20 protein-coding genes are annotated in these 19588 nt (G+C 56.0%); 7 read left to right on the top strand and 13 right to left on the bottom strand.

Annotation, left to right across the window (positions count from 1 at the left end; all coding sequences use genetic code 11):
- Positions 1–89 precede the first annotated feature (89 nt).
- Both ALO80_RS15575 and ALO80_RS15570 read left to right on the top strand, forming a co-directional pair.
- Positions 90–563 carry a MarR family winged helix-turn-helix transcriptional regulator gene (locus tag ALO80_RS15575; protein ID WP_055009635.1) on the top strand — a complete coding sequence of 158 codons (474 nt, stop codon included), beginning with the start codon at positions 90–92 and terminating at the stop codon, positions 561–563.
- Positions 564–794: 231 nt separating this feature from the next.
- A complete protein-coding gene (locus ALO80_RS15570; RefSeq protein ID WP_054987901.1) occupies positions 795–1214 on the top strand; it encodes an organic hydroperoxide resistance protein in 420 nt (139 codons plus the stop codon).
- A gap of 92 nt (positions 1215–1306) precedes the next feature.
- On the opposite strand, the gene ALO80_RS15565 is transcribed toward ALO80_RS15570, so the two are convergent.
- Together ALO80_RS15565 and earP are read right to left on the bottom strand one after the other, a co-directional pair.
- Complete coding sequence (locus ALO80_RS15565; protein ID WP_002554550.1) at positions 1307–1876, bottom strand: elongation factor P; 570 nt, start codon at positions 1874–1876, stop codon at positions 1307–1309.
- 99 nt (positions 1877–1975) lie between these two features.
- On the bottom strand, positions 1976–3112 hold the full coding sequence (gene earP / locus ALO80_RS15560; protein ID WP_055009634.1) for an elongation factor P maturation arginine rhamnosyltransferase EarP: 1137 nt from the start codon (positions 3110–3112) through the stop codon (positions 1976–1978).
- 151 nt (positions 3113–3263) lie between these two features.
- Here earP and ALO80_RS15555 point away from each other — a divergent pair, with 151 nt between their 5' ends.
- The 3 genes from ALO80_RS15555 to ALO80_RS15545 all read left to right on the top strand — a co-directional run bounded on the left by ALO80_RS15555 (position 3264) and on the right by ALO80_RS15545 (position 4478).
- Positions 3264–3662 (top strand): hypothetical protein, encoded by a 399-nt coding sequence (locus ALO80_RS15555; RefSeq protein WP_055009633.1) that lies wholly within the window; start codon positions 3264–3266, stop codon positions 3660–3662.
- Positions 3663–3665: 3 nt separating this feature from the next.
- On the top strand, positions 3666–4148 hold the full coding sequence (locus tag ALO80_RS15550; RefSeq protein ID WP_054987898.1) for a GreA/GreB family elongation factor: 483 nt from the start codon (positions 3666–3668) through the stop codon (positions 4146–4148).
- A 123-nt stretch (positions 4149–4271) separates the two neighbouring features.
- Entirely contained in the window at positions 4272–4478 is a 207-nt protein-coding gene (locus ALO80_RS15545; protein WP_002554553.1) for a hypothetical protein, read from the top strand.
- A gap of 80 nt (positions 4479–4558) precedes the next feature.
- On the opposite strand, the gene ALO80_RS15540 is transcribed toward ALO80_RS15545, so the two are convergent.
- A complete protein-coding gene (locus tag ALO80_RS15540) occupies positions 4559–5836 on the bottom strand; it encodes an aromatic amino acid transport family protein (RefSeq protein ID WP_055009632.1) in 1278 nt (425 codons plus the stop codon).
- 416 nt (positions 5837–6252) lie between these two features.
- Here ALO80_RS15540 and ALO80_RS15535 point away from each other — a divergent pair, with 416 nt between their 5' ends.
- Positions 6253–7044 carry a TlpA disulfide reductase family protein gene (locus ALO80_RS15535; protein WP_055009631.1) on the top strand — a complete coding sequence of 264 codons (792 nt, stop codon included), beginning with the start codon at positions 6253–6255 and terminating at the stop codon, positions 7042–7044.
- 121 nt (positions 7045–7165) lie between these two features.
- Positions 7166–7735 (top strand): TetR/AcrR family transcriptional regulator, encoded by a 570-nt coding sequence (locus ALO80_RS15530; RefSeq protein WP_055009630.1) that lies wholly within the window; start codon positions 7166–7168, stop codon positions 7733–7735.
- Positions 7736–7840: 105 nt separating this feature from the next.
- On the opposite strand, the gene ALO80_RS15525 is transcribed toward ALO80_RS15530, so the two are convergent.
- From ALO80_RS15525 to ALO80_RS15480, 10 genes are all read right to left on the bottom strand, one after another.
- Entirely contained in the window at positions 7841–8188 is a 348-nt protein-coding gene (locus ALO80_RS15525; RefSeq protein WP_055009629.1) for a ComEA family DNA-binding protein, read from the bottom strand.
- A 159-nt stretch (positions 8189–8347) separates the two neighbouring features.
- Entirely contained in the window at positions 8348–10342 is a 1995-nt protein-coding gene (locus tag ALO80_RS15520) for a polysaccharide biosynthesis protein (RefSeq protein ID WP_055009628.1), read from the bottom strand.
- A gap of 98 nt (positions 10343–10440) precedes the next feature.
- Positions 10441–11457: an MraY family glycosyltransferase gene (locus ALO80_RS15515; RefSeq protein WP_055009627.1), complete on the bottom strand. Its 1017-nt coding sequence runs from the start codon at positions 11455–11457 to the stop codon at positions 10441–10443.
- Entirely contained in the window at positions 11450–12427 is a 978-nt protein-coding gene (locus tag ALO80_RS15510; RefSeq protein ID WP_055009626.1) for a UDP-glucose 4-epimerase family protein, read from the bottom strand. The genes ALO80_RS15515 and ALO80_RS15510 overlap by 8 nt, the downstream gene beginning before the upstream one ends.
- A 265-nt stretch (positions 12428–12692) precedes the next feature.
- Positions 12693–14135 (bottom strand): MBL fold metallo-hydrolase RNA specificity domain-containing protein, encoded by a 1443-nt coding sequence (locus tag ALO80_RS15505; RefSeq protein ID WP_055009625.1) that lies wholly within the window; start codon positions 14133–14135, stop codon positions 12693–12695.
- Between the two features lie 411 nt (positions 14136–14546).
- Positions 14547–14789, bottom strand: coding sequence for a lipopolysaccharide assembly protein LapA domain-containing protein (locus ALO80_RS15500; RefSeq protein WP_055009624.1), 243 nt, complete (start codon positions 14787–14789; stop codon positions 14547–14549).
- A 24-nt stretch (positions 14790–14813) separates the two neighbouring features.
- On the bottom strand, positions 14814–15110 hold the full coding sequence (gene ihfB / locus ALO80_RS15495) for an integration host factor subunit beta (protein ID WP_002554561.1): 297 nt from the start codon (positions 15108–15110) through the stop codon (positions 14814–14816).
- Between the two features lie 324 nt (positions 15111–15434).
- Entirely contained in the window at positions 15435–17126 is a 1692-nt protein-coding gene (gene rpsA / locus ALO80_RS15490; protein ID WP_054987887.1) for a 30S ribosomal protein S1, read from the bottom strand.
- A gap of 121 nt (positions 17127–17247) precedes the next feature.
- Entirely contained in the window at positions 17248–17937 is a 690-nt protein-coding gene (gene cmk / locus ALO80_RS15485) for a (d)CMP kinase (protein WP_010433630.1), read from the bottom strand.
- Entirely contained in the window at positions 17934–19538 is a 1605-nt protein-coding gene (locus ALO80_RS15480; protein ID WP_055009623.1) for a prephenate dehydrogenase/arogenate dehydrogenase family protein, read from the bottom strand. The genes cmk and ALO80_RS15480 overlap by 4 nt, the downstream gene beginning before the upstream one ends.
- Between the last annotated feature and the right edge of the window lie 50 nt (positions 19539–19588).

Here is a 19588-nt window from a genome sequence, read left to right as displayed (position 1 = left end):
CGCGGTGAACCTGCAAGAGCGGATTTATCTGGCGCGTTAAAGAATGCACCACTAAGTTAAACTCATTCGATTGAATTTGAGGACCTGATATGAGTGCCGACGAAGGCCTTGGCCACGCTGCATCTGCCGATTGCGATTCGCTGCTGCTGGACAACCAATTGTGTTTCGCCCTGTATTCCACTTCGTTGATGATGACCAAAGTTTACAAACCGCTGCTCCAGGCGCTCGGCCTGACTTATCCGCAGTATCTGGCAATGATGGTGCTGTGGGAAAAAGACGGGCTTACCGTGGGTGATGTCAGCACGCGCCTGCTTACCGATCCCGGATCGTTGACACCTTTGCTCAAGCGCCTTGAGGGCGAAGGCTTTATCAGCCGTACCCGCAGCAAGGAGGACGAACGCGTGGTGCTGCTGCATCTGACTGAACAAGGTCGTGCACTGCAACACCAGGCACTGAACGTGCCCGGCTGTATTTTGTCGGCGAGCGGCCTGAACATGGAAAGACTTCATGATCTGCAGGCCCAGTTGCTGGACTTGCGTGACCATTTGCACCAAAGCCTTTAAGACAAACGATACCTCGGCTCTGCTTGCCTCTCGTCGCACCAGCCCCATGCACCGCGGGGCTGAGAGAATTTCCAGCCTGCCGCAACGGCAATCTCCCTGCCTCGTACAGGCCTCAATAAATTTTTCGAAATTTAGCTTGCGCGCAAACTATCATCAAGCTACCTTTGCGTTGTAATTACTTAGCGCGCAAGTATTTTGCGCAAAAACGTCGCCATCGAACGAGGAAAGCTCATGGACACTCTCTACACCGCAGTTGCAACCGCCACCGGCGGCCGTGATGGTCGCGCTGTTTCCGACGACAAGATTCTCGACGTCAAGCTGGCGACCCCGAAAGAACTCGGCGGTGCTGGCGGCGCAGCCACCAATCCTGAGCAGCTGTTTGCTGCCGGTTATTCGGCCTGCTTCATCGGCGCCCTGAAATTCGTTGCGGGTCAAAGCAAACGCAGCATTCCGACAGACACCTCGATCACTGCTCACGTAGGAATCGGCCAGATCCCTGGCGGTTTCGGTCTGGACATCGACCTGCATGTCAGCCTGCCAGGTCTGGAACAGGCTGACGCCCAGCAATTGGTCGATGCCGCTCACGTGGTCTGCCCTTACTCCAACGCCACGCGTGGCAATGTCGATGTGCGTCTGCACGTGACTGTCTGACACCGCCAGCATGGCGGTGCGGCAAGAATGTCAGGCACAAAAAAACCCGCAGCAATGCGGGTTTTTTGCGTAACGGGGTTACACAACCGTGCTTACTTGGCACGGCCTTTGTAGGAACCACCTTCACGGGTATCGATCTCGATCATGTCGCCGATTTCGATGAAGTCAGCAACGCTCAGCTCGGTGCCGTTTTTCAGTTTGGCAGGCTTCATGACCTTGCCGGACGTGTCGCCACGAGCCGAACCTTCGGTGTAGTCAACCTGACGCACGATGGTAGTCGGCAGCTCTACGGAAACCAGACGGTCCTCGAAGAACACGGCTTCGCAGACATCGGTCATGCCTTCTTCGACGAATGGCAGAACGCTTTCGATGTCTTCGGCGTTCAGCTCGTACATGGTGTAGTCAGTGGTGTCCATGAACGTGTAGGTGTCACCGCTGATGAAAGACAGGGTGGCTTCCTTGCGATCCAGGATCACGTCGTCCAGCTTGTCGTCGGCGCTGTAAACGATCTCGGTCTTGTAACCGGTCAGCAGGTTTTTCAGCTTGGTCTTCATGATCGCGCTGTTACGACCGGACTTGGTGAATTCAGCTTTCTGAACCAGCCAAGGATCGTTTTCGAGACGGATCACAGTACCGGGTTTCAGCTCTTTACCAGTTTTCATTGCATATATCCGAATTTGGATGGAATTAACCAAAGGCTCTGTACGAGAAACAGCCTGCTCAGGCCTTTTTAGTACAGAGCCTTGTATCAAGGCCGCGTATCATAGCGAATTTACATAAAACTGCACCAGCGCCGTGGCAAGATCAGTCTGTGCGGCTTGTTGCAGGCACCAGCGCTCGGCATGCCTGTCGATCTGCGGCCAGTGCTCTGTGAGCGCCTCCCAGCTTTCGTGCAGATCGCTGCCGGCATTCCAGCGCTGCCAGAACTGATTCAAGGCCTGAGCTGCCGCGGCCTCAAGACCATCCAGGTAGAGCGTCAAAAACGCATCAAGCTTGGGCAGGTGCGCATCGTCTTCCTGCTGATAGATGTGCCAGAGCATCGGCCGACCTGCCCATTGCGCACGGACAAACGAGTCTTCGCCGCGCACGATGTTGAAATCGCAGCTCCACAGCAGACGATCGTAGTGTTCCTGGCGGATGAACGGTAAAACCTGAATCGTAAGCCCTCTCCTTACCTGCATGAACCCGGCATGCACCTCATCGCCAAGACCCAGCCAGCGCCGCAGATCGCCAAGAATGCGCCCCTCGGGCACCAGCAGATGAGTCGGCCGAGTGCTGCTGGCCAGCGCGTCAAGCCAGCTGCCGAGCGCGGGGTTTTCATAGGCAAATACCGAGATCAGACGAGCCTCAGGCAACGGTTCGACACCCAGGCCCTGCAAGAAAACGCGCCTTGCGGCCGTGTCCCGCTGAAACGCCTGCCGCTGCTCGATCAGGTTTCTTTCGCGCAGCAGGCCGCCTGTGGTATCGGAAAAGCCGGGAAAGAAAAAGAACTTCTTCAATCCGTTCATCTGTGGCGACGGCAGGCCGTGGCAGCCAGATACCCAGTCCTCGGCACTGAGATAATCAAGATTCAACCACAGCGGCCTCGGAGAGCGCTGCAACATGGACTCGATGTACCGCGTCGGCAGGCGGCACGCGAAGGCTTCGATGACGGCATCGGGAATATCGCTACCAACCCATTCGGTCGGCCATTGGCACACCCTCACGCCCTCGTGACACTGCTGCAACGCCTGCGGGTTCGCGTCGGGGCACAGGCGAACGAAGGCCGACAGATCGTCGATCCATAAACGCACCTGCAAACCCTGCTCGGCAACCAGTTGGCGGGCCAGACGCCAGGTCACGCCAGCATCACCGTAGTTGTCGACTACGCTGCAAAAAATGTCCCATGAGGCTTTCATCCCGGCTCCCTGAGGCTGGATGGCAAAAACGCTGATTGTCGTTCAGAACGGCCTGCTGTCACCAGCCCGACTGCCAATGGACAGCACAGTTTTCATGCCCGGCCATAAGGCATGGCACAATCACATCTGTTGCCCTGCAAGGAGTTCAGCCATGTCGTCCACTACCCGCCGTCGCGATCTGTATGTGTCGTTGAAGTTGATTGTCTGCATTGCGCTGGGCATCTGGCTGGGCGCAATGGCGGTGTTTCTGACCGCTCTGCTGTTTTACAAAAGCCTGCCGGCGGCGCAGACCCAGGCGCTGGAAAACGCCGCGATACAGATCACTGCCCCGCCTGTGCAAAAAACTGCGCCATCCTCCGCGCCGGAGACTGAAATGTTCCGCAAGTACGAGCAAAGTCTGCGTGAAAGCGAGGCGCGTCAGGCTCATGAGCAAGCTCAGGAACAACAGCAGCGCACCTTCAACCGTTCGAAGTGTGATTTTTGGATACAACAGGATCGTACTGCACCAAGCGAGAAAAGCCGTGCCAGCATCAATCAGTACTGCGGATAAACCATGAACAAGCAGGATGTGCTGCAACTGATCATCGACAAGCTGGAAAGCGATCTGGATATCGCACAGCGGGCGGCGCAGACCGCCTACGAAACAGCCACACACGAAGAGAACATTGCCGAGAACAAGTACGACACGCTGGGGCTGGAGGCATCCTATCTGGCGGCAGGCCAAGCGCGACGCGTCGAGGAAATCCGTCAGTCACTGGCCGCCTATCGGAACTGGACACTCAAGCCATTCGATGAATCACGCGGTATTCAGACCGGTGATCTGATCGTCGTCGAAGCCCTGAGCGGTCAGACCCGCTGCCTGTTTCTGGGCCCCGACGCCGCTGGCCTGAAGGTCAGCGCAGGGGATCAACAGGTGATGGTCATCACGGCCAAAGCGCCGTTGGGGCAAAGTCTGCTGGGCAAATTCGAAGACGATGCCGTACAGATTGTCATCAACGGCAACGGACAATCCTACGAAATCACACTCACGATGTGACACACCCGGCATCTGCAGGGTTGATCGCACCAAGTTTTTGTGGGTAAGGTGAACCGTCGCCATCACCACCGCAACCGGGGCAACATCAAAGCAAACAAGGACTAAAACCCAAGGAGATTTTTCATGACGAACGTCATCGCTTTCCCTGACGCCCATGAACGTGATCGCCTGAAGTCCAGTCAAGATCCGGCGTTGAGATACCTGAACAAGAAAGAGCGACAGTTGATCGACCAATTGCGTTCGACCAGCCATGCAGGACGTCAGTACGTTTACGACTATGCCAGCATCATGCACTTGTCCAGGCCGTTGTATCCCGAACCAGTGGATTGATCATCGCCGTAGAGCCTGAACAAAGACTGCGCCGGGACATCGGCGCAGCCTTCTAGGCTCTGGCGGTCAGGCTCAGCGAGTCAGCGAGTCAGCGAAAAGATCAGTGCCGATATCGCCACCACACCAGCGGCCACCACAAAGTAGTTGGACCATGCACCGGCATATTTGCGCATGGCTGGCACCTTGTAGACGGCATACATCGGCATCAGAAACAGCAAGGCCGAGATCACAGGCCCGCCCAACGTTTCGATCATGCCCAGAATGCTCGGATTAAGCGTTGCAACCAGCCAGCACACCACCAGCATGAAGGCCGCTGTCATACGGTCCAGTGCCTTCGGCGCAGGGCGACGACCGGCTTTCAGAACCAGCCCCTTCAAGCCCTCGCTGGCACCTATGTAGTGGCCGAGAAACGACTTGGAAATAGCCACGAATGCAATCAGCGGCGCGACAAAGGCGATAGTCGGATTGTTGAAGTGGTTGGCCAGGTAGGACAGGATCGAGATGTTCTGCGCCTTGGCTTCGGCCAACTGGTCTGGCGACAGCGTCAATACGCAACTGAACACGAAGAACAACACCATCACTACCATCAAACCATGAGCGCGAGCCAGAATCTTCGAGCTGCGCACCTCGGCGTTTTCACCATACTGGCGCTTCTGATCAACGGCAAAGGCCGAGATAATCGGGGTGTGGTTGAAAGAGAACACCATCACCGGAATAGCCAGCCACAGGGTCGGTATGAACGCCGAGGGTTCTGGAAAGGTCGTCGCGGTACTCAGAATGCCACCTGTCCAGTGCGGGATCAGGAATACCGCCAGAAACAGCAGTGCGACAATGAACGGGTAAACCATCAGGCTCATGGCCTTGACAATGAACCGCTCGCCACAGCGCACCACCGCCAGCAGCCCCATGATCAGTACGAACGCCAACGCTGCGCGTGGCGGCGGTGTCATGTGCAACTGATGCTCTAGAAAACTGCCCACGGTATTGGTGAGGGCCACGCTGTAGATAAGCAGGATCGGGAAGATTGCAAAGAAGTACAGCAAGGTAATCATCGCGCCGGCGCTTTTGCCGAAATGCTGCTCGACCACTTCAGTGATATCGGCTCCTTCGCGCCCGGACAGCACGAAACGAGTCAGCCCACGGTGGGCGTAGAACGTCATGGGAAATGCCAGCAGCGCCAGCGCCATCAGCGGCCAGAACCCACCGATACCTGCGTTGATTGGCAAAAACAGGGTACCCGCACCGATGGCGGTACCGAACAATCCGAGCATCCAGGTGGTGTCATTACGATTCCACGACGCAACGCTCTCGGGAGCTACATCCAGGCGTTCTACGACGCCATTAGCTTGATCATTCATCCGGTCGACTCTCCGTGGCCGGTTTATCAAAAAGGGAAACGCGTCGAAAAAACCGGCAGTTCAGCGCTCCCCTCGAAAACAGCGGGCGAGATTCTCCGGGATTGACGCCAGAAGTCAAAGGCTTGTAGGACAATAGTTTCTTCCACAACAAGCCGGCATTCGAGCGTACGCCTTCTGTACAAAGGGCTGGAGGACGGTCGACCTCTTGTCGAGGAATCAGTATTCAAACAGCTTACGAGCTCAATCCAGCCGCCCACACGGCCGAACATCCGGGAACAGTTCTGCGTTTTTCCTGGAGGGGTTAGCAGCGATACCATGCCGCGCCTATGCAGTGCGCAAAGGATGGTCGTCAGGCCGATGAGCGCACCGGCAGCTGAATGTGATCCCGGCAAAAATCCCTTCAAGGACCAAAAACGATGTTGAGCATCAGCGCCGGGCCGTTCGCCCTTGCGATATCCCACCTGTTGTTGTTGGGCGCCTTGATAGCGGCCACCTGGGTAGAGGCGCGGCTCGTCCGGCATACCCTGTCCAGAAAGACCGCCGTATTCGGACTTTTCATTCTGGGCATCGTCACCGCACGTGTCGCATTCGTTCTGACCTATTTCGCGCAGTACAGCGACACCCCCTGGAAGGCGCTGGACATCCGTGATGGCGGCTTTATGGCCTGGCCTGGGCTTATCTGCGCCCTGCTGGGCGTCTTGATTATCGGCTGGCACCGTGCCGAACAGCGTCGCGCGCTGACGTTCGGAACGGGCATCGGACTGGCGATCTGGGTATCGGGCGGTTTGATCCTGGACCATTATCAAAGGCGAATTGCACTGCCTGATACAACGCTTCGGACGCTGACTGGCGAGCCGGCCAGGGCCTCCGACTACCAGGGTAAACCGGTGGTCATCAACCTTTGGGCCACCTGGTGCCCTCCGTGTCGCCGCGAAATGCAGGTACTGCGCGATATGCAACGGCAACGCAAGGACATTACATTTCTATTCGTCAATCAGGCCGAAAGCGCCGGGGCAGTCAGCGATTATCTGTCTCAACAGCAACTGGTGCTGAGCAACAGTTTTCTGGATCCGCACGGCGAGTTCGCCCGCCAGGTCGGTTCAGCGGCGCTGCCCACCACTCTTTTCTATTCGCCTGACGGACGCCTGATCGGCAGTCATCTGGGCGAATTGTCCAGAGCCAGCCTCACTCATTATCTGGATAAATAGTCAGGTATTCACCTGACTTATTGAGCTGAAGTTCTCATTGCGAGCGAAAGCCTGCTGCATCGTTTCATCTATCCATGTATAAATGCGCTGACACCTTGGCCAATCTCTGGAGACTCAGCGCATGCGTTACGCGCTCGATCATAAGACCCAAACGCACCAACGCATCGTCAAGGAAGCGTCTATGCGCTTTCGTCGCGATGGCATCGGTGCTACGGGCTTACAACCTTTGATGAAGGCACTAGGCTTGACCCACGGCGGTTTCTACGCGCATTTCAAATCCAAGGATGATCTTGTTGAACAGGCATTGAGTCACGCCCTCGACAATGTAAAAGGAATCACCAGCGAGGTTTTCGCCAGACAGGACTCGCTCAGTGAATTCATTGATCTCTACTTATCACTCACCAGTCGTGATGCGTCGGACGGCGGTTGTCCGTTACCGACCATGTGCCTGGAACTGGGCCAGCGCGATCAACCCAGCGCGACGACGGATAAAATCATCCTTCACCTGCTGGAACAGTTCGATCAGTCCCTGACGCCGACCGGTCTGGAATCCAGAAGCCTTCCGGTACTGTCTGCGTTGGTAGGTGGCCTGGTACTGGCCCGTAGTGCGTTTGACGACGAACTGTCACTGCGCATTCTCGACACGACCCGGGACTATCTCAAACAGGAGATAAAAAGGAGCGCCAATTGACGATTGAAAACAAGACTTTCTCGGGAGCAATAACGCCCGTTTGAAAGTTCCCAGACACACAGGCCGATCAACCATCGGCCTGTGTGTTTTCAGTTGCCGGGACCGTCAGTCGATTGCAAGTTTCTCGCGATTCCTCTCCAGAATGGCTTTGCCGATGCCTTTCACTTCGATCAACTCATCGACCGAGGTAAATTCGCCGTTGGCGTCCCGATAGGCAACGATGGCATCGGCCTTGTTCTTGCCGATACCCGCCAGTTCTTTCTGAAGTGTTTGTGCATCAGCGGTATTGAGATTGACCCTGTCGTTACGTTGCTCAAGAGCAGCAGCGGGCGCTGCGTTCTCCATCATGGCTGACTGAGACACCGGAGGCTGAGACGAAGGATCGGCGTTGACCGCGACCGAGGTGCTGGTGAGCAAAGCAAAGATCAAGGCGCTGAAGATACTGGTTCGCATAGATTAAAGCTCCATAGCAGTTCAAGGCAGCATTCCACATGCTGTGCCTGAAACTTAGAGCACTGCTGCGTCCTGGAAAAGAAGTCGAGCGTTGCCGACTATGTCCAGATCAATCAACGTATGTCTGTGGCTGATCAGGCCCCGTAATGACTGATAAGATCAGGTTTCGCCGCTGCGTTCCTGATACATCCAGTCAACGATTTCACCTTCCGGCGCATACCCGTTGACGGTTTCCCGCAGTAATTGACGCACACTGTTGTAGTCGTCACGATCTACCGCATCCAGCAGTTTTGTAAGACGGCCCTTCAGGACATCCCACTGCAGACAATCTTCATTCGCACTCATGATCATCGGGTGTTCGGTGGCGACGACATTGTCCCCGATCAATAGCTCTTCATAGAGTTTTTCGCCAGGACGCAACCCGGTGAACTCGATGGAGATATCGCCTTGCGGGTTTTTCTCGGAACGAATGGACAAGCCGGACAAATGGATCATTTTCTCGGCCAGTTCGACAATCTTGACCGGCTCGCCCATGTCCAGAACAAACACATCTCCGCCATGCCCCATTGAGCCTGCCTGTATGACCAGTTGAGCAGCCTCGGGGATGGTCATGAAGTAGCGGGTGATCTTGGGATGCGTAACCGTCAGCGGCCCGCCCGACTGAATCTGCTTGTGGAACAGCGGAATGACCGAGCCGGACGACCCGAGTACATTGCCGAAACGAACCATCGTGAAGCGCGTCTTGTTGACCTGGTACACGTTAGCCTTGTCACCGAAAATCACGGGGGCCGTCTCGCGACTCAACGCCTGCAATATCAACTCGGCAAGGCGCTTGGTGCTGCCCATCACGTTGGTCGGACGGACCGCCTTGTCGGTGGAAATCAGAACGAAGTTGGAAACCCCTGCCTGCAACGCTGCCTGTGCGGTGTTGAGCGTACCGACGACATTGTTGATGACCCCTTCGGCAATATTGTGCTCGACCATGGGTACATGTTTGTAGGCCGCTGCGTGGTACACCGTGTCGACCTTCCAGGTTTTCATGATCGACAGCAGTTTTGGATGATTGCGTACCGAACCGAGTATGGGCAATAACTTGACCGAAAGAGACTCGCGAGCTGCACGCTGCTCAAGTTCGGAGAGGATGCTGTAGAGGTTGAACTCGCTATGGTCCAGCAACAATAACTGAGTGGGCTGCAGCAGCAGTATCTGCCGGCACAGCTCTGAACCGATCGAGCCTCCTGCGCCGGTCACCAAGACCGTTTTACCCTTGATGCAATGCTCCAGCAGGTTGTCTCGGGCCGGGACGGAATCTCGCCCCAACAGGTCAGCGATATCGACCTCCTGCAGATCGTCGACCTTGACCCTGCCAGCGGCAAGATCCATGAAGCCGGGAACACTTCGTACGTGAAGCGGAAAGCCTTCCAGAAAACCCAGAATTTCCCGACGACGCCCGCGCGATGAAGACGGGATCGCCAAGAGGATTTCCTGGGCACCGGTGGAATCTATCATCCGCTGGATATTTCGTGGCTTGTAGACCTGAAGGCCGGAAATCACCCGATTGGAAATCGATTCGTCATCATCGATGAACGCCACCGGATGCATCAAACGCCCCATTCGCAATGCAGCGACCAGCTGGTTTCCTGCTGCGCCTGCACCGTAGATGGCAACCTTCTGCAAACCGTTGTCACTCTTGGCAAAGGGTACGTGCTGCGCAGCCGCGAACCAGTCACCCAGAAAATACTGGCGCATGGCAAGACGCAAGCCGCCAATCATTACCATGCTTAGCCACCAGTAATTGAAGATGACCGAACGCGGGACCAATTGCTGGTGATTGCTGTATACGTAGACCATGCAGCCGAGAATCAACGACGACATCGTGACCGCCTTGATGATCGCAATCAGGGCGTCGTTGCCAAAATAGCGCATTACCGCGCGGTACATGCCAAAACGAATGAACAACGGAATAGCCGCCAGCGGCGCACTGATGAACAGCCACGTGTGCTTCTCGAGCGGGTTGACCAACTCGTCGATCCCCAGCCGTACGACAAACGACATCCACAGGGCGAGCCAGACAAGAAGAACGTCAGCAGCTACCTGAATTATTCTCTTTTTGCGGCGTGGTAGGGCCAGCAAACTGGCCCGCAACCTGCTCATCAATTCTATAATGCTCCGTTGTGCTACCGGTTTGAACATCACTTAAACCGGCATTTATGAAACAGCTACATGTGTGAGACAACCGGAAAACGGCTTCGTTACGTGATTTCCGCCTCGCCGGCGCGGAACCTGAGCGCCAGAAAAATCAAGGGCACGTAGGTAATTACCGTCCACATCAGCCCTGCACCGCCGCCGAGCGCCACCCACATCGCAACAGGCAACAGCCAGACCAGATTGATCAGCCCCACAGTCAGCGTAACCGGCAAATGGCTGCCGTAATGGCGCGACGCGAACTGATACGCATGGCTGCGATGAGCCTCGTAGAGCCGTTCTCTACGTAACAGACGCCGGACAAGCGTTACGGTAGCATCGACAATAAACACACCCAGCAGAATCAGCCAGGACCAGAATAACTGAGGCGACGCCCAGGAACCCTGAATAGATAGCACGCCGAGTACGATTCCAAGAAATCCGCTGCCCGCATCGCCCATGAATATCTTCGCTGGAGGAACGTTCCAGTAGAGGAAGCCGGCGACAGCCACGGCCAGCAAGAGTGCTTCCCACGACAAGCCGACATAGCCACCCAAGGCATAAATGATGCTCATCCCCATGCACACTGTGACCGCCTCTACACCGGCGATCCCGTCAATACCGTCCATGAAGTTATAGAGATTCAACATCCATACCAGATAGAACGCCGCGAGTACCTGTCCGACCGGACCAGGCGTAAACGTCCAGCCCATGACGTCAATCGGAGCAAGCCCGTCCAGCCAGAACAACGCCCAGGCGGCGGCAACAAAATGCCCCAGCAAGCGCCATCGTGCCGCGATGTGCCCATGATCGTCCATGAAACCGATCACAGCGACCAGGCCACCCGAGCCGACGATTGCGGCAAGAGCCGGGGCAGACAAATGCCCCATCCAAGCCAGGATGACCACCGCCATGACAAACGCGACGACGATGGAAACGCCGCCGCCCCGAGGCGTAGGAATGGAATGCGAACTGCGGGCATTCGGTACGTCGATCAAACTTCTGGCGAGGGCATACTTGCGCAGCAACGCCGTTAGAATCAGAGACAGAAAGGCAATGACGATTACTGACAGCCACTCAATCATGCTTGTCATGTTCCAGATAATATCGAGCAGTATCCTGCATGGCCTTTTCAATACTCACAGGTGGATGCCAGTCCAGCATCCTACAGGTTTTACTGATGTCGACCTGTAGAGAGCTGCATAACCGTTGTGAAAAAGCTTTCTTGCCAAGCAGTGCCGCAACGCCTTTCAGCAGTGGCGCAGGCAGCGGCAGCAACCGGGCCGGTTTGCCGAGGGCCTTGCCTATTTCGCGCAGAAGCCGGGTGGTGGACAGATCGTCCCCGTCGCTGACCAGAAACGTCTGGTCGGCCGCAGCAGGATGATCGACGCAGACCACTACCAGATCGGCCAGATTATCCACCGCCACAAGGCTTCTGCGATTATCGACAGACCCGAGGGGCAAAGGCAGCCTCTTGTCGAGCCAGCGCATCATGCTTCTAAAGTTAGCCTTGACCCCGGGACCATAGACCAGAACCGGGCGAATGATCACCACCTCCATGCCGGTCCGGACGGACAACGCGCGCAGGCCCTCTTCGGCCTTTTGCTTGGAGACGCCGTAAGCATCCAGAGGATGGCAAGGATCGTCCGCCCTGAACGGTTCGCCGGGGCGCGTGAACTCGCCGCAGGCCTTGATCGAGCTGAGGAAAATGAAGCGCCTGACCCCTGCCGCTGCCGCCTGCTCGGCGAGATTCAGCGTCGCAGTGACATTGGCGCGAAAATACTCCTGATCGGGCTCGTCAGCAGTTTCATTGAGAACATGAACCCGGGCGGCACAATGAATAAGCACATCCGCACCGGTCACAAGACTTGCCCATTGGTTATCCGGTGCCAGAGACTGCGCGGTGACGACATTGATACGTTGCGTGCGGGCATAGGCGCCTCTAGCCGCCACCCGGACAGAATAGCCGGTGCGCTCGATCAATCGGCGAACCACAGCACTGCCCACGAAACCTGTCGCACCTGTTATCGCAACCAATGCAACATCACCACTCATGCAAGAATGCCTCTCCAAATAGCGCCAAATATTCCTTATGTGGCGCTATTTGACAATAAAAATATCTTAAATTGATTTTATAACTTTCCCGCTGCCTTAAAAAGACGGTGCAGCGATGAAACCTGACCGAGAGGTATAACTACCGAACTAACAGACTCTCCGACATACCGTCGTCTGCCCGGAGTGACACACGCTTATCTGGCTCCGGTGCAGACAGTGGATTTTATTACCCGCCCAGCCGGTAACTAGCGTGCCCGGCACACTGTCAGGGTATAAGCAGTTCCAGGGCTCTTTTTTCCAGCGCATATTTGCGATTCAGAATATTCCCCAGCGCCCTTTTCGCAGCGGCCTCGCCGTGTACCAGCCGGATCTGCGCTGGCCATTGGTTCATACCTGTGACGAACTCCACCAGCTCGGCCTGATCCGCATGCGCAGAATAGCCTTTGGCGGTATGGATGCCGGCACGAATATAAAAGCGCTCGCGATCCAGCTCGACATAGCCACCCAGCGGACCATGTAACTGAATGGCCGCACCTGGCGTTCCCTTGGCCTGATAACCGACAAACACCACGTTATGACGAGTGTCGCCCAGCATGGCTTTCAGGTAATTGACAATTCTGCCTCCCGCACACATGCCATTGCCGGCAATAACAATGGCCGGACGCGCAGTGCTGGACAGGTAATTGACCGTGCGCAGGTGTTGCTCATGCGTATCGATGGTAATCAGCTGCTGAAAGCCCAACGGCTTTCTGCCGACGTCCAGCTTCAACCGGGCATGTTCGTCCCAATAGTCTTCGAATGACTGATAGACCTTTGTGAAACGGCTGGCCAACGGAGAATCGAGGATGATCGGCAATCTTGACCAATCAGCAGTCGGCACTTCTTCTCCACCCACATGCCCGCGAGGTTCAGCCGAATGATTCGACAGCATTTTACGCTGCAGAATATCTTCCAGCTCATAGAGCAATTCCTGAGTACGACCGATGCTGAAAGCCGGTATCAGAACAGTGCCGTTATCTTCTAGCGCCTTGTCTATGATCCGCTCGAGCGCTTGCTGGCGAATGCTGCGATCCTGATGAAGACGATCGCCATAGGTGCTTTCAAGAATCAGCACATCTGCACGCCCGGGAGACTTCGGGGCAGGCAGAAAGGGGGTATGGCTTGCGCCAAGATCACCGGAAAAGACCACACTGACCGAACGCTCTTGTGCAGGGTATTGCAGATCGCACTCTATGTAGGCCGACCCCAGTATGTGTCCGGCACGCTGCAACCGAACCCGGCAGCGCAGCGACTCATGGTCCACCAGGCTGAACCAGTTATCGAATGGCAGGGCGATGATTCGCTTGTTGATGACTTCCAGGTAGCGCTCGACCTGCCCGGGGTCGTGTGCAAAATCGATCTTCAAGAGGTCCTCCATAACCAGTGGCAACAGATGAGCGCTGGGCTCGCTGCACAATATGGGCCCCTTGTAACCGGATGCCAGCAACTCGGGAATACGCCCGACATGATCATTGTGGACATGGGTAATCAGTAGCGCCCTGATGCTCACTGGGTCTAACCCGAACGAGACAGGCCCTGCACGCTCGCCGCGTTCCTGCACCGACCCACAGTCGATCAACAGACTACTTGATGCGTCCATGCTCAGCTGATGGCAAGAGCCCGTCACCGTATCGACAGCACCGTGATGAATGATTTCCGGATAAGACATGCAGTTACCTTTTCTTGCCAGCCTGTACTTGATGTTTGCAACATCCGGCTTCGGATCTGGACAGTAGTTTGGGCGCATTCTGCACGTGAACGGCTTATTTTCAAGACTTGACATAAGGCCTTCAGAACAACAACAAAAAATGCTGTCAGTGAAGACTACTCGCCAGCCCTTTAGAATGGGAGATCAAATTAAAAAAGAGAATATTCCTACATAGAGAAGTAACTATCCCCTATAAAGCAGAGGACTAAACTGACTCAACTATAAGGCCTGTATTTTGATAAAAACGGAAACATGCATGGAGTGCAGGCTGACTGCAAAACAATGCATGCAACCTCATTGAGTACGAGGGCGTGAAGAATGCGCACTATCACGCCGCCAGGAATGCCTCCGGCGACACTTGATCTGCGCTGCTCAGACGGAGCGAGGGGAAGGCGTACGTTTTTTACGGAAGCTGGCTATCCACGTCAGCACCGGACCGATAACCATGCCCAGAAGCAAAGCAAGGACTACGGGTAATGCCAAAGGAAGCTGAGGCGCTGACCAGCCAAAAAAGGTCACCGCAACGGATTGCCGGTTTTCGAGCACGAATACAGTTGTTGCCAAAACAGCAAGCAATAGGGCGACGATCAAAATGACTCGTTTGAAAATACGCATCTGGTGATCCTGTGGTGGATGGCTTTAAAAGCCCTCTTCTTCATCCTCATTGACCCGATCTCGCAGCTCCTTGCCCGGCTTGAAATGTGGGACAAACTTGCCGTCGAGGCTGACCGATTGACCGGTCTTCGGATTGCGCCCTACTCGCGGTGCACGATAATGCAGCGAAAAGCTGCCAAAACCCCGAATTTCGATTCGGTCACCGGTCGCCAGGCACTGGGACATTTGTTCAAGCATGGTCTTGATGGCCAGCTCGACATCCTTGGATGAGAGCAGCCCTTGATGGGTGACAATTCGTTCGATCAACTCCGACTTCGTCATATTTTTCCCTTCTTTTTCAAGCAGCTAGATCAGCGCTTGGAAGGTTTTAGCATGACCGGATGATTTTGAACAGCCCATCTATTGACTTATGTTCAACCCTGTCTACAGGGCATGAGCAGATTACACCCGCATTACAGCCGAACCCTCTTGGAACAGAGCTGGAGCAATCAAAGAAAACAGGACGGTCTTGAGAGGCTACTGAGGGCATTTAGCGGGCTATGCTGTGCCTACCGCCGACATTCGTAATGTACGGGTCTGTGAGGCTTGAGCAACGGAAATAAAAAAGGACGACCGAAGTCGTCCTTTTTTGTGGAGAAGCAGAACTTAGTTCTGTTTTTCCATTTGCGCGCGCAGCAGGTCACCAATGGTGGTAGGACCAGTGCTTTCAGCGACTTCAGGCTTGCTACGCAGGCTCTGAATGGCTTCTTTCTCGTCTTCAACGTCTTTCGACTTGATGGACAAGCTGATTACGCGGCTCTTGCGGTCAACGCTGATGATCTTCGCTTCGATCTCTTCGCCTTCTTTCAGAACGTTGCGCGCGTCTTCAACGCGGTCACGGCTGATTTCGGAAGCTTTCAGAGTCGCTTCGATGTCGTCGGCCAAGGTGATGATAGCGCCTTTGGCATCAACTTCTTTAACGGTACCGCGAACGATAGCGCCTTTGTCATTGACAGTGACGTACTCGGAGAACGGATCGCTTTCCAGTTGCTTGATACCCAGCGAGATACGCTCACGCTCAGGATCAACAGACAGGATCACGGTGTCGAGCTCGTCGCCCTTCTTGAAGCGACGTACGGCTTCTTCGCCCACTTCGTTCCAGGAGATGTCGGACAGGTGAACCAGACCGTCGATGCCGCCGTCCAGACCAATGAAGATACCGAAATCGGTGATCGACTTGATGGTGCCGGAGATTTTATCGCCCTTATTGAACTGGCCAGAGAAATCTTCCCACGGGTTGGATTTGCACTGTTTGATGCCGAGGGAGATACGACGACGCTCTTCGTCGATGTCCAGAACCATGACTTCCACTTCGTCGCCAACCTGAACGACTTTCGAAGGGTGGATGTTCTTGTTGGTCCAGTCCATTTCGGAAACGTGTACCAGGCCTTCCACGCCTTCTTCCAGTTCTGCGAAGCAGCCGTAGTCGGTCAGGTTGGTGACACGCGCGGTAACGCGAGTGCTTTCCGGGTAGCGAGCCTTGATAGCAACCCATGGGTCTTCACCCAGTTGCTTCAGACCCAGGGAAACACGATTGCGCTCGCGATCGTATTTCAGGACCTTTACATCGATCTCGTCGCCAACGTTGACGATTTCCGATGGATGCTTGATACGCTTCCAGGCCATGTCGGTGATGTGCAGCAGGCCATCGACGCCACCCAGATCGACGAATGCGCCGTAATCGGTGAGGTTCTTGACGATACCTTTGACTTGCTGACCTTCCTGCAGGGACTCGAGCAGAGCTTCGCGCTCGGCACTGTTCTCGGCTTCCAGGACACTGCGACGGGAAACGACAACGTTGTTGCGCTTCTGGTCCAGCTTGATGACCTTGAACTCGAGCTCTTTGCCTTCCAGGTGAGTCGTGTCGCGCACAGGGCGGACGTCAACCAGAGAACCAGGCAGGAACGCACGGATGCCGTTAACGTCGACAGTGAAGCCGCCTTTAACCTTACCGTTGATAACGCCCTTGACCACTTCTTCAGCCGCGAAAGCCGCTTCCAGAACGATCCAGCACTCGGCACGCTTGGCTTTTTCGCGGGACAGCTTGGTTTCGCCAAAGCCATCTTCGACCGCGTCCAGCGCAACGTGAACTTCATCACCGATCTTGATGGTCAGCTCGCCAGCGTCGTTGTGGAACTGTTCCAGCGGGATGAGGCCTTCAGATTTCAGACCGGCGTGAACCGTAACCCAACCTGCCTGGTAATCGATATCCACGATGATAGCGGTGATGATCGAACCGGCCTGAAGGTTGAGGGTCTTTAGGCTTTCTTCAAAAAGTTCTGCAAAGCTTTCGCTCATTTTAATTCCTGTTGATCAAGGGCGAAGGATACGCCCATCTGCCACGCTCCAGACAACGTGGGTTTCGTTCAAGTAAAAGAAAGCCTGCGGGACTATGACTGGTCTCCCGCATGCTTCTTCGTCACCCGGCAATACCGCGAAGCGCGATTTCGCTCAGAATGCGTTCCAGCACCTGTTCGATGGACAATTCGGTGGAATCCAGCTGTATGGCGTCGTGCGCCGGCTTCAACGGTGCTACCGCTCGCTGGGTGTCACGCTCGTCGCGTGCACATATCTCATCTAGCAGACTCGACAGACTAACATCATCGCCCTTGGCCTTCAACTGCAAGTAACGCCGACGTGCACGCTCCTCGGCACTGGCCGTGAGGAATATCTTCAGCGGGGCATCCGGAAACACCACGGTGCCCATGTCGCGCCCATCCGCGACCAGGCCTGGCTCTTCCTGAAAAGCACGCTGGCGCAACAACAGGGCGTCGCGCACCGCCGGTAGCGAGGCGACCTGCGAAGCGCCGCTGCCTATCTGCTCGTTGCGAATGGCGTGGGTAACATCTTCGCCTTCAAGAATGATGCGCTGCCCCTGCCCTGCCGCAGTCGCTTCGAACTGGACATCCAGATGAGCGGCCAGAAGCTTGAGCGCCTCTTCATTGGTCAGGTCGACGCCATGATTGCGTGCGGCAAAGGCCAGCAGGCGATACAGCGCACCGGAATCAAGCAGGCACCAGCCCAGTTTTCTGGCCAGCAAGCCAGCTACAGTGCCCTTTCCGGAACCGCTGGGTCCGTCGATGGTGATAACGGGAGCTTTGATTTTCACTTTTTGTCCTCTTGCGCTACACGCATGCCGACTTGAGCGCACAGCGCCAGAAAATGGGGAAACAATGCGGCGGCATCCGCGCACGCTTGAATACGGATGGGCGCCGAAGCCCTCAACGATGCAACCTTGAACGCCATGACGATACGCTGATCGCCGCGCGCATCAACCTCGCCGCCATCCGGCACACCGCCTTCGATAATGATGCCATCCAGCACAGGCTCGGCCTCGATACCCAGAGCCAGCAAACCATCGGCCATCAGCCTGACGCATTCCGCTTCATCGGCTTGTAACGCCTGTGCGCCGCGCAGAATGGTACGCCCTTCTGCACATGCTGCGGCAACAAGGAGCACCGGAAACGTGCTGATCGCCAGCGACACCAGCGCATCCGGGATATCGGCGCCTTTGAGCTGCGCCGAGCGGACATGCAGGTCGGCGACCGGCCCGCTCGCCGTGTTGCGGGCATTCTGCAGCACAATGTCCCCGCCCATCAGGCGCAGGATGTCGATTGCCCCCTCACACAGGGCGTTGACGGGAACGTCCTCAAGCAGCAAGTCACACCCTTCGCTGATCGACGTGGCGACCATGAACAGCACTGCAGAGGTAACATCCACCGGCCCTTTGATACGGTGACTGACGCCATCCGCCGACACACTGCGAATGTCGCGATGGTCGCCGGGCACTGTATCGACACGGGCACGACTGGCCAGGATCCTGCCAAAGTGCTCCCTGGCTGCACGAGCGCGAGTGAATACATCCTTCAACTGCGCGCCATCGCCGGCATCCACTGCGTCGCGCAGGGCGTCGAGATCGGTGCGAAAGCTGTCCAGCGTGCGCAGTACCGCTTCACGATTGGCCATGAAGATGTCATGCCACATGGTCGGGTCGCTGCCTGCGATCCGAGTGAAGTCACGAAAACCGCCAGCGGCATACCTGAATATGTCCAGGTTTTCATTACGCTTGGCCAGCGAGTCGACCAGACCAAATGCCAGTAAATGCGGCAGATGGCTGGTCGCAGCCAACACTTCGTCGTGACGCTCGACCTGCATGTGCTCGACATCGGCACCCAGCGCGGACCACAACCGGTCGACGATGGTCACCGCGTGAGGATCGGTTTCAGCCAGCGGGGTCAAAATTACCTTGTGACGCCGAAACAGCGCTGCGTTGGACGCCTCGACGCCGCTCTGTTCGGACCCGGCAATCGGGTGGCCCGGCACGAAACGCGGCGGCACGTGGCCGAATGCCTGGCGCGCAGCCCTGACCACATTGCCCTTGGCGCTGCCGACATCGGTCAGGATTGCGTTACCCAGATCCATCGGTGCCAGCAGCGCAAGCAGCTTTTCCATCGCCAGGATGGGAACCGCCATCTGGATCACGTCGGCGCCATGACAGGCGGCGGCAAGATCGGACTCACAACGGTCCACAACACCCAGCTCAACCGCCAACTGTCGCGATTGCGGATCAAGATCGACACCGACCACCTCGCGACACAGGCCGCTTTCACGCACACCCTTGGCAAAAGAGCCGCCGATCAACCCCAGACCGACTACGACCAGGCGACCGATCACAGGCCGTACGGACTGTTCTGAAATCACATCAACCACGCGAACATACCTGACAGCCCGACAAGGTGAAAAACAAACGGATCATGGAC

The organism is Pseudomonas caricapapayae (assembly GCF_001400735.1).
Taxonomy (GTDB): Bacteria; Pseudomonadota; Gammaproteobacteria; order Pseudomonadales; family Pseudomonadaceae; genus Aquipseudomonas; species Aquipseudomonas caricapapayae.
This window is presented reverse-complemented; position numbering and strand designations above follow the sequence as displayed.

Excerpts from the sequence above, each read along its gene's own strand:
- ALO80_RS15575 (WP_055009635.1), top strand. The coding sequence starts at position 90 with ATGAGTGCCGACGAAGGCCTTGGCCACGCTGCATCTGCCGATTGCGAT.
- ALO80_RS15570 (WP_054987901.1), top strand. The coding sequence starts at position 795 with ATGGACACTCTCTACACCGCAGTTGCAACCGCCACCGGCGGCCGTGAT.
- ALO80_RS15565 (WP_002554550.1), bottom strand. The coding sequence starts at position 1,876 with ATGAAAACTGGTAAAGAGCTGAAACCCGGTACTGTGATCCGTCTCGAA.
- earP (WP_055009634.1), bottom strand. The coding sequence starts at position 3,112 with ATGAAAGCCTCATGGGACATTTTTTGCAGCGTAGTCGACAACTACGGT.
- ALO80_RS15555 (WP_055009633.1), top strand. The coding sequence starts at position 3,264 with ATGTCGTCCACTACCCGCCGTCGCGATCTGTATGTGTCGTTGAAGTTG.
- ALO80_RS15550 (WP_054987898.1), top strand. The coding sequence starts at position 3,666 with ATGAACAAGCAGGATGTGCTGCAACTGATCATCGACAAGCTGGAAAGC.
- ALO80_RS15545 (WP_002554553.1), top strand. The coding sequence starts at position 4,272 with ATGACGAACGTCATCGCTTTCCCTGACGCCCATGAACGTGATCGCCTG.
- ALO80_RS15540 (WP_055009632.1), bottom strand. The coding sequence starts at position 5,836 with ATGAATGATCAAGCTAATGGCGTCGTAGAACGCCTGGATGTAGCTCCC.
- ALO80_RS15535 (WP_055009631.1), top strand. The coding sequence starts at position 6,253 with ATGTTGAGCATCAGCGCCGGGCCGTTCGCCCTTGCGATATCCCACCTG.
- ALO80_RS15530 (WP_055009630.1), top strand. The coding sequence starts at position 7,166 with ATGCGTTACGCGCTCGATCATAAGACCCAAACGCACCAACGCATCGTC.
- ALO80_RS15525 (WP_055009629.1), bottom strand. The coding sequence starts at position 8,188 with ATGCGAACCAGTATCTTCAGCGCCTTGATCTTTGCTTTGCTCACCAGC.
- ALO80_RS15520 (WP_055009628.1), bottom strand. The coding sequence starts at position 10,342 with ATGAGCAGGTTGCGGGCCAGTTTGCTGGCCCTACCACGCCGCAAAAAG.
- ALO80_RS15515 (WP_055009627.1), bottom strand. The coding sequence starts at position 11,457 with ATGATTGAGTGGCTGTCAGTAATCGTCATTGCCTTTCTGTCTCTGATT.
- ALO80_RS15510 (WP_055009626.1), bottom strand. The coding sequence starts at position 12,427 with ATGAGTGGTGATGTTGCATTGGTTGCGATAACAGGTGCGACAGGTTTC.
- ALO80_RS15505 (WP_055009625.1), bottom strand. The coding sequence starts at position 14,135 with ATGTCTTATCCGGAAATCATTCATCACGGTGCTGTCGATACGGTGACG.
- ALO80_RS15500 (WP_055009624.1), bottom strand. The coding sequence starts at position 14,789 with ATGCGTATTTTCAAACGAGTCATTTTGATCGTCGCCCTATTGCTTGCT.
- ihfB (WP_002554561.1), bottom strand. The coding sequence starts at position 15,110 with ATGACGAAGTCGGAGTTGATCGAACGAATTGTCACCCATCAAGGGCTG.
- rpsA (WP_054987887.1), bottom strand. The coding sequence starts at position 17,126 with ATGAGCGAAAGCTTTGCAGAACTTTTTGAAGAAAGCCTAAAGACCCTC.